General features: G+C 61.0%; 7 protein-coding genes. 5 read left to right on the forward strand and 2 right to left on the reverse strand.

All coding sequences use genetic code 11. The features are described from left to right. Positions 1-207: IS200/IS605 family transposase (tnpA, locus tag T370_RS0120495; protein WP_029436843.1), on the reverse strand; the 207-nt coding region annotated here is incomplete at its 3' end. Positions 208-708: 501 nt separating this feature from the next. Next, on the reverse strand, positions 709-1,917 hold the full coding sequence (gene trpB / locus T370_RS0120500; protein WP_029436844.1) for a tryptophan synthase subunit beta: 1,209 nt from the start codon (positions 1,915-1,917) through the stop codon (positions 709-711). Between the two features lie 309 nt (positions 1,918-2,226). On the opposite strand from trpB, the gene T370_RS0120505 reads away from it, so the two are divergent. The 5 genes from T370_RS0120505 to T370_RS0120525 all read left to right on the forward strand — a co-directional run bounded on the left by T370_RS0120505 (position 2,227) and on the right by T370_RS0120525 (position 7,231). Then, on the forward strand, positions 2,227-3,135 hold the full coding sequence (locus T370_RS0120505; RefSeq protein WP_005025908.1) for an EamA family transporter: 909 nt from the start codon (positions 2,227-2,229) through the stop codon (positions 3,133-3,135). Further along, positions 3,132-4,121, forward strand: coding sequence for a tRNA glutamyl-Q(34) synthetase GluQRS (gluQRS, locus tag T370_RS0120510; protein ID WP_029436845.1), 990 nt, complete (start codon positions 3,132-3,134; stop codon positions 4,119-4,121). Before T370_RS0120505 ends, gluQRS begins: the two co-directional genes overlap by 4 nt. Positions 4,122-4,259: 138 nt before the next feature. After that, positions 4,260-4,658, forward strand: a complete 399-nt coding sequence (locus tag T370_RS0120515; RefSeq protein ID WP_005025904.1) for a hypothetical protein — start codon at positions 4,260-4,262, stop codon at positions 4,656-4,658. Between the two features lie 2 nt (positions 4,659-4,660). Beyond that, on the forward strand, positions 4,661-5,743 hold the full coding sequence (locus T370_RS0120520; RefSeq protein WP_029436846.1) for a DUF1786 domain-containing protein: 1,083 nt from the start codon (positions 4,661-4,663) through the stop codon (positions 5,741-5,743). Between the two features lie 189 nt (positions 5,744-5,932). Next, on the forward strand, positions 5,933-7,231 hold the full coding sequence (locus T370_RS0120525; RefSeq protein WP_029436847.1) for a phenylacetate--CoA ligase family protein: 1,299 nt from the start codon (positions 5,933-5,935) through the stop codon (positions 7,229-7,231). Positions 7,232-7,312 lie beyond the last annotated feature (81 nt).

Genomic DNA, 7,312 nt, shown 5'->3' on the forward strand with positions numbered 1-7,312 from the left:
TGGAATCGACAGTAACATGTGCACATGATCCACACACAGGTGCCCTTCCAATATCTTGCAGCCTCGGCAGTTGGCCAATTCATGAAATACGCCCACCAACTCCTCACGAATCTTGCCGTGCAAAACCTTTTTCCGGTATTTCGGAATCCACACTATATGATACTTACACTCCCAGACCGTATGACTTAAACTTTGTAATTGCTTCATAAAAAGCCTCCTTGTTCTGCCTTGAGCGGTTCGGACAAGGAGGTTTGCTGTTTTAGGGAATTGTCAAACTGCAGGAGCCCCCCGGCTTAGCCGGGGGATCACGTCAAGGATTTGACCTTATCGAATCCCTGTTCCGCGCCTTTCCCCATTTTGGGAGGATGGAAAGATATAGAGCAGGTTCCCCTTTGAGTATTACGGATTGAACAGTGCACAATTCAAAAAAATCAGCGAATGGATTCCCTGTGAAAGAATGCAACATTCGAAGGAAAAACAATCCAAGCCAATAAAAAGCGCCTTTCCCGCACAAACACGGGAAAGGCGCTTTCTTCTTCAACAGGCAAAACCGCCATGGGGAATTCGATAAACACGAAAGGCTTTGGAGAGGAAGAAGGGGGGATGCGAGCCGCGCTGGCAGGTTTGGGAGGGGAAGGAGAGCCGTGGGGGAGTTCCCCCTTCCTCAGAAAGGTTCTCCTTCCCCTCCCCAATTCCTCTCAATCCCGCCTACTTCGCGCTCTCCAGGAAAGCTTCCATCTGCTCGACGTCCTTGTCGCCGCGACCGGAGAGACACACCAGCAGCGCGGCGTCCTTGGGCAGTGTGGGAGCCACTTTAACGGCCTGCGCCAAGGCGTGGGAGGATTCGAGCGCGGGGATGATGCCCTCCGTGCGGGACAGCAGGAAAAACGCGTCCACGGCTTCCTTGTCGGTCACGCTGACGTACTCGGCGCGGCCTATGTCCTTGAGATAGCTGTGCTCGGGGCCGACGGAAGGATAATCGAGCCCGGCGGAAATGGAGTACACCGCGCCCGGTTCGCCTTTCTCGTCCTTGATCATGTAGGAATGGAAACCGTGCATCACGCCGGGTTCACCCTTGCACAGGCTGGCGGCATGATCGCCGTAGGTCAGGCCGCGTCCGGCGGGCTCCACACCGATAAGACGCACGTCCGCATCGTCCACAAATCCGGCGAACAGGCCGATGGCATTGGAGCCGCCGCCCACACAGGCGAAAGCGGCCACAGGCAGTTTCCCGCATTCGGCGAGCATCTGCTCGCGCGCTTCACAGCCGATGACGGCCTGAAAATGACGGACCATCGTGGGATAGGGATGCGGGCCGACCGCCGAACCGAGCACATAGAAGGTATCGGGATTGGCGATCCACGCGGCGAGCGCCTCGTCCACGGCTTCCTTGAGCGTGCGCTGGCCGGAAAGCGCGGGCACGACCTTCGCGCCGAGCATCTCCATGCGGATGACGTTCAGGCGCTGGCGCTTCATGTCCTCGGCACCCATGTACACGGTGCACTCCAGCCCGAGCAGGGCCGCCGTCGCCGCCGTCGCCACGCCATGTTGCCCCGCGCCGGTCTCCGCTACGATCCGCTTCTTGCCCATCCGCTTCGCCAGCAGACACTGGCCCAACGTATTGTTGATCTTGTGCGCGCCGAGATGGTTCAAATCCTCACGCTTGAGATAAATCTTGGCCCCGCCGAGGCGTTCGCTCAGATTGGCGCAAAAAAAGATGGGATTCGGACGCCCAGTGTAGTGCTTGAAATAGTAATCCAGCTCGTCCTTGAAAAAGGAATTGTCGCTATACCGATCAAAGGCTTCGGTCACTTCGTCAAGACGCGCCTTCAGATCATCGGGGACAAACTGCCCGCCGTAAGCGCCAAAGAAACCGGTGGATTCGGAAGCGGAGAGGGAAGTGGAAGACGTATTCATGGCAGTTTCCTCATCTTAGGACGGGATACCACCACAAAAAAACCGCGACCAGTATCCCGGCCGCGGTTGGATGTTTACGCTCTGTGAAGAAGACTCGACAACCCGGCACTCTTTAGCAAGAGTGCCACCACCAGCGAGCGGAGAGAAGGTTGACGGATTGAATGTTCATGGGTGGCATGATGCCCTGATTCGTTTTTCATGTCAATATCGTTTTCGCTTTTTTCTTTTCGCGAGCAAAGACAACCAGTTGTCGTTTTTGTCGTTTTTCGGGGCTTGCAGTACGGCGGACGACGGGATATTTTCCCGCGCATGTTGACGACACGGCAAAAACACATCGCGCAAGTACTGGGATGCCTCACTCTGGTTTATATCTCGTGGGGCTCTTGTTTCATTTCCATCAAATTCGCTATTGAGAGCTTTCCCCCGTTCATGATGTGCGGCCTGCGCATGATGCTTGCGGGCGTACTCCTGTATCTCTGGAGTTGGGCGCGTGGCGAACGCAACTTGCCAACCCGCAAGGACCTCTCCCAAAGTTTCGTTCTCGCGTTCTTCATGGTGTTCATGGCCAGCGGTTTCCTCGCCAAAGGGCAGGAATCCATCTCCTCTGGTACGGCGGCCATGATCCTCGGCGCGGTGCCCATCTGGATGGTGCTCGGCGGCTGGCTGTTCTGCGGCGATCCCCGGCCTTCGTTAGTGCAGTTCTTCGGGCTCGGGACCGGCTTTGCGGGCCTCATCCTTCTCAGCGTCAATCAGACGGCCTCCGGCACGGACTCCGGATGGGGCATCCTGCTTGTGCTGTGCGCCGCCTTCGGCTGGGTGACTGGCTCGTTCCTCTCCAAAAAACAGGCGAGCGAGACCCAGCTTTCCGTCATACAGACGAGCGGCCTGTTGATGTTCATCGGCGGCCTGCAGAGCCTCGTGGGTGCCGCCGTGCTTGGGGAGTTTTCCACGTTCTCGATGGATTCCGTCACTCCGCTGAGCGCGGGGGCGCTGCTCTATCTGGTCATCTTTGGGGCGATCATCGCCTACACCTGTTATTTCTGGCTGTTGCTGCACACCCGCACCGTGGTCGCCATTTCCTACGAATACGTCAATCCGGTCATCGGCGTATTCCTCGGCTGGCTGCTCGCTGGCGAACAGGTGGACGGCGTCATCGTCACGGCCTGCTGCCTGACCGTCCTTTCCGTCTTCTTCATCGTTTCCCGAAAGCACGGATGAGCGCCTCCCGTCCCGTCCGGGGCAGGCTCGCGCCGAGCCCCACCGGTTTCCTGCACCTCGGCAACGCATGGGCTTTTCTGCTCGCGTGGCTGGCCTGCCGGAGCAAAGGCGGTTCGCTCGTGCTGCGCATGGAGGACATCGATCCCGACCGTTCCCGACCCGAGTACGCCGACGCGATCATCCGCGATCTGCGCTGGCTCGGGCTGGACTGGGACGAGGGCCCGGACGCCGGAGGACCGGCAGGACCGTACGTCCAGAGCGCCCGCATGGGGCTGTACGCGGACGCCCTGAACCGTCTGGACAGGGCCGGGCATATCTACCCTTGCTACTGTACCCGCAAGGAGCTTCGCACGTTGGCGGGTGCGCCCCATGTGGGGGACGCCGGGGCCGCCTACCCCGGAACCTGCCGCAACCTGCCCCCCGAACGCCGCGCCGAGCTGGAAGCCGCCGGACGCCGCCCGTGCATCCGGCTCCGCTGCCCTTCCCAGAACTATGCTTTTGAGGATGCCGTATTCGGCCCTTTCAGCATGACATTGGAAGCCTGCGGCGGTGATTTCGCCTTGCGGCGCTCTGACGGCGTCATCGCCTACCAGCTTGCCGTGGTCGTGGACGACGGGCTCATGGGCATTACGCAAGTCGTCCGGGGGGAGGATCTACTCGTCTCCACGCCGCGCCAGCTCGCCCTGTTCGATCTCCTCGGCTATCCCCGCCCCGCCTATATGCACCTGCCCCTGCTCTGCGATCCCGAAGGCGAACGCCTCGCCAAGCGCCACGCAAGCCTCACGTTGGCCTCCCTGCGGGACGCGGGCGTCTCTCCCGCCGCCGTAGCCGGCTACCTCGGCTGGAAGGCGGGGCTGATCGGCGCGCTCGCCCCCGCCCATCCCCGTAATCTCCTTCCGGCGTTCGATCCGGGCCGCCTGCGCTTCCTTCCCGAACGGGTCCTTATTGAAGCCGATCTCACGGCTTCGCTCTCCGTCGTCTGTTGACACGAAAACCCCTTTGTTGTCGCGCCGCAAGGTGTCTCTTGTTGCGTCTTGCGCCGATGGATGCTATTTTTTGGGCTGTTGTCTTGTCGCACTCGTCTGTGCGTTTCGCAGGCTCCCAACGCAAGGAAGGTTTCCTTCATGGCCGTATACGACGTTTTTACCCCTGAATGTCTGAATGATCTTTTCCCCATCCAGCGGACCAATGATTTTTTCGATGCGCTGTTCGGCGATGCGGAAGAGGGAGCCTATGATATCCGTCTCGTTGTCGATCCCGAGGAAAGCGACGATGGCGAACTGCATTTTTACTTCGAACTCCACCAGCGCGCGGGCCGCTGCCTCGTGTGCAGCCTGACCTACGGCCTGCCGCAGGTTTTCGAGCGCCATCCCATCATCAATCTCAAAGGTCTGGTCAGTGACATTGCGAGCCGCGCCGGATGGGAACTCGACGATGTATGGTGGCGCATCGGCACTACGGAAAGCCTCTCCAGCGCGCTGCACCGCATCCCGCTGGTGCTTATCCAGAATAAAGGAAAATAGTCATGGCTGAACTTTCTCCCGCGTCCGCCGGGGATGCCGTTGCGCGTCTGCTGGCGGCCGCCGGGCCGATCCTGAGCCTCGACATAGGCAGCGGGACGCAGGATGTCCTGTTGGCACTGCCCGGCGAACGGGCCGAAAATTGGCCCCGTTTCGTCCTGCCCTCCCCCGCGCTCGGCATCGCCGACCGCATCCGCCGCCACACAGCCGCCGGTCGCCCCGTCTGGCTGTACGGGCACAACATGGGCGGCGGTTTCGCCGTCGCCGTTCAGGAACAAGTGGCAGCCGGTCTCGCCCCCGCCGCTTCTCCTGATGCGGCCCTCGCCCTGCACGACAATCCCGAACGCGTAAAGGCGCAGGGCGTCTCCATTACGCCGTCCTGCCCCAAAGGATACGCCGCCGTTCCGCTGGCCGACTACGAGCCCGGTTTCTGGGACGGCCTCCTCAGCGCCGCCGGGCTTCCCAAACCCTCCCTCGTCGTTGCCGCCGCACAGGATCACGGGCACCATCCCGAAGGCAACCGCGTCGGGCGCTTCAACCTCTGGCGCGCCCTGCTCACTGAAACGCAGGGTGATCCCGCCCGCTGGCTGTACGACACGCCCCCCGCGCCCTGCACCAGGCTCAACGCCCTCCAGCAATGCACGGGCGGGCCTGTGGCGGATACCGCCACGGCCGCCGTCCTCGGCGCGCTCGCCGCGCCGGAAGTCGCCAAGCGCAGCCAGCGCCAAGGCGTTACGGTGGTCAACGTGGGCAACAGCCATGTTGCGGCGTTCCTCGTCTTCAAGGGGCGCATTCTCGGCGTCTATGAGCACCACACCGGAATGCTGGATACCGACGCCCTGCTGTTCGATCTCAAGGAATTCGGTTTCGGCTGGCTTCCCGACGAACAGGTGCGCGCCAAAGGCGGGCACGGCTGCGCGTTCCTTGCGCCTCTGCCTCCTGAAGCGGAAGGCTTTGCCCCGACCTTCGCGGTCGGGCCGCGCCGCGAGATGCTGCTGGGGCACGCCCAATTCATCGCCCCGCACGGCGACATGATGATTGCGGGCTGCCACGGGCTGCTGCACGGCCTTGCGCTGCGAGAAGCATAATGGTTTGATTGGGGAAGGGGAGGAGAACCTTTCTGTTAAAAAAGGTTCTCCTCCCCTTCTCCAACCCCTTTCCCGTCCTTTCCCAAGATTTTTGACTGGTGGGGGACTGCGCGGCGGGAGTTCCGTTGGTGAGGGAATGCTTTTACGGATAGCGTGTTAACCGTTTTTCAACCCAATACGGATACGAAGATGGATTACTTTGACAAAGCCGAAACATGGGACAGAGCCACGCTGGAAACCGTCCAGTTGGCGCGCCTGAAAACGACCATTCAGCAAGCCAGCCGCGCGCCTTTCTACGCCAAGCGCCTTGCCGAATCCGGAGTGTCCGCCGACAACCTGCGCTCCCTTGAGGACATCCGGCGGATTCCCTTTACCAGCAAGGACGATCTCCGCTCCCAGTATCCGTATGGGCTCGCCACGGTTCCGCATTCCGAATTCGTGCGTATGCACTGCTCCAGCGGCACCACCGGCACCCCGGTAGCCGTTTGCTATACCCAGCCCGACATCAACAGCTGGGCCGATCTCATGGCCCGCTGCCTTTACATGGCGGGCGTACGCAAGGACGACGTGTTCCAGAACATGTCCGGCTACGGCCTGTTCACGGGCGGCCTCGGCATCCATTTCGGCGCCGAGCGCCTCGGCTGCATGACCATTCCGGCGGGCGCGGGCAACTCCAAGCGCCAGCTCAAGCTGGTGAAGGATTTCGGGACCACCGTGGCCCACATCCTGCCCTCCTATGCCTTGCATCTCGGCACGACCCTGATTGAGGAAGGCGAAGACCCCAAAGCCCTTTCCCTGCGCATCGCCTGTGTGGGCGCGGAGCCCTACACCGAAGAGACGCGCCGCCGCATCGAAGCCCTGTTCGACATGAAGGTGTACAACTCCTACGGCCTGTCCGAAATGAACGGCCCCGGCGTGGCCTTCGAGTGCCAATACCAGAACGGCCTGCATCTCTGGGAAGATGCTTATCTGCTGGAAATCATTGATCCGAACACCGGAAAGCTGGTTCCGGACGGCGAAGTGGGCGAACTGGTGCTCACGACCCTGTGCCGCCACGGGATGCCCATCCTGCGCTACCGGACCCGCGATCTCACCCGGATCATCCCCGGCGACTGTCCCTGCGGCCGCAAGCACCGCCGCATCGACCGCATCCTTGGCCGCTCCGACGACATGATCATCGTCAAGGGCGTGAACATCTATCCCATGCAGGTCGAGCGCGTGCTCATGGCCTACCCCGAAGTGGGTCAGAACTATGTCATCGTCCTTGAGCGCGACGGCCTCAAGGACACCATGAAGGTACAGGTCGAAATCCGCGAGGAGAGCTTTGTGGAAGACATGCGCGTGTTGCGCGGCCTTCAGGAGACCATCGCCCGCGCCCTCAAGGACGAAATCCTCATCACGCCCAAGGTCGAACTCGTACAGCACAATTCCCTGCCCCGCACCGAAGGCAAAGCCCAACGCGTCATCGACAAGCGCGAGAAGAGTTGAGGGAAGGGGTTGTGAAGATTGGAGGGGGGAGGGAGAAACTTTCTGGAGAAAGTTTCTCCCTCCCCCCTCCAAACCTCCCCT

The organism is Bilophila wadsworthia ATCC 49260 (genome assembly GCF_000701705.1).
In the GTDB taxonomy this organism is placed as follows: Bacteria; Desulfobacterota; Desulfovibrionia; order Desulfovibrionales; family Desulfovibrionaceae; genus Bilophila; species Bilophila wadsworthia.

Coding starts and splice junctions, on each gene's coding strand:
- trpB (WP_029436844.1), bottom strand. CDS start 1,917: ATGAATACGTCTTCCACTTCCCTCTCCGCTTCCGAATCCACCGGTTTC.
- T370_RS0120505 (WP_005025908.1), top strand. CDS start 2,227: ATGTTGACGACACGGCAAAAACACATCGCGCAAGTACTGGGATGCCTC.
- gluQRS (WP_029436845.1), top strand. CDS start 3,132: ATGAGCGCCTCCCGTCCCGTCCGGGGCAGGCTCGCGCCGAGCCCCACC.
- T370_RS0120515 (WP_005025904.1), top strand. CDS start 4,260: ATGGCCGTATACGACGTTTTTACCCCTGAATGTCTGAATGATCTTTTC.
- T370_RS0120520 (WP_029436846.1), top strand. CDS start 4,661: ATGGCTGAACTTTCTCCCGCGTCCGCCGGGGATGCCGTTGCGCGTCTG.
- T370_RS0120525 (WP_029436847.1), top strand. CDS start 5,933: ATGGATTACTTTGACAAAGCCGAAACATGGGACAGAGCCACGCTGGAA.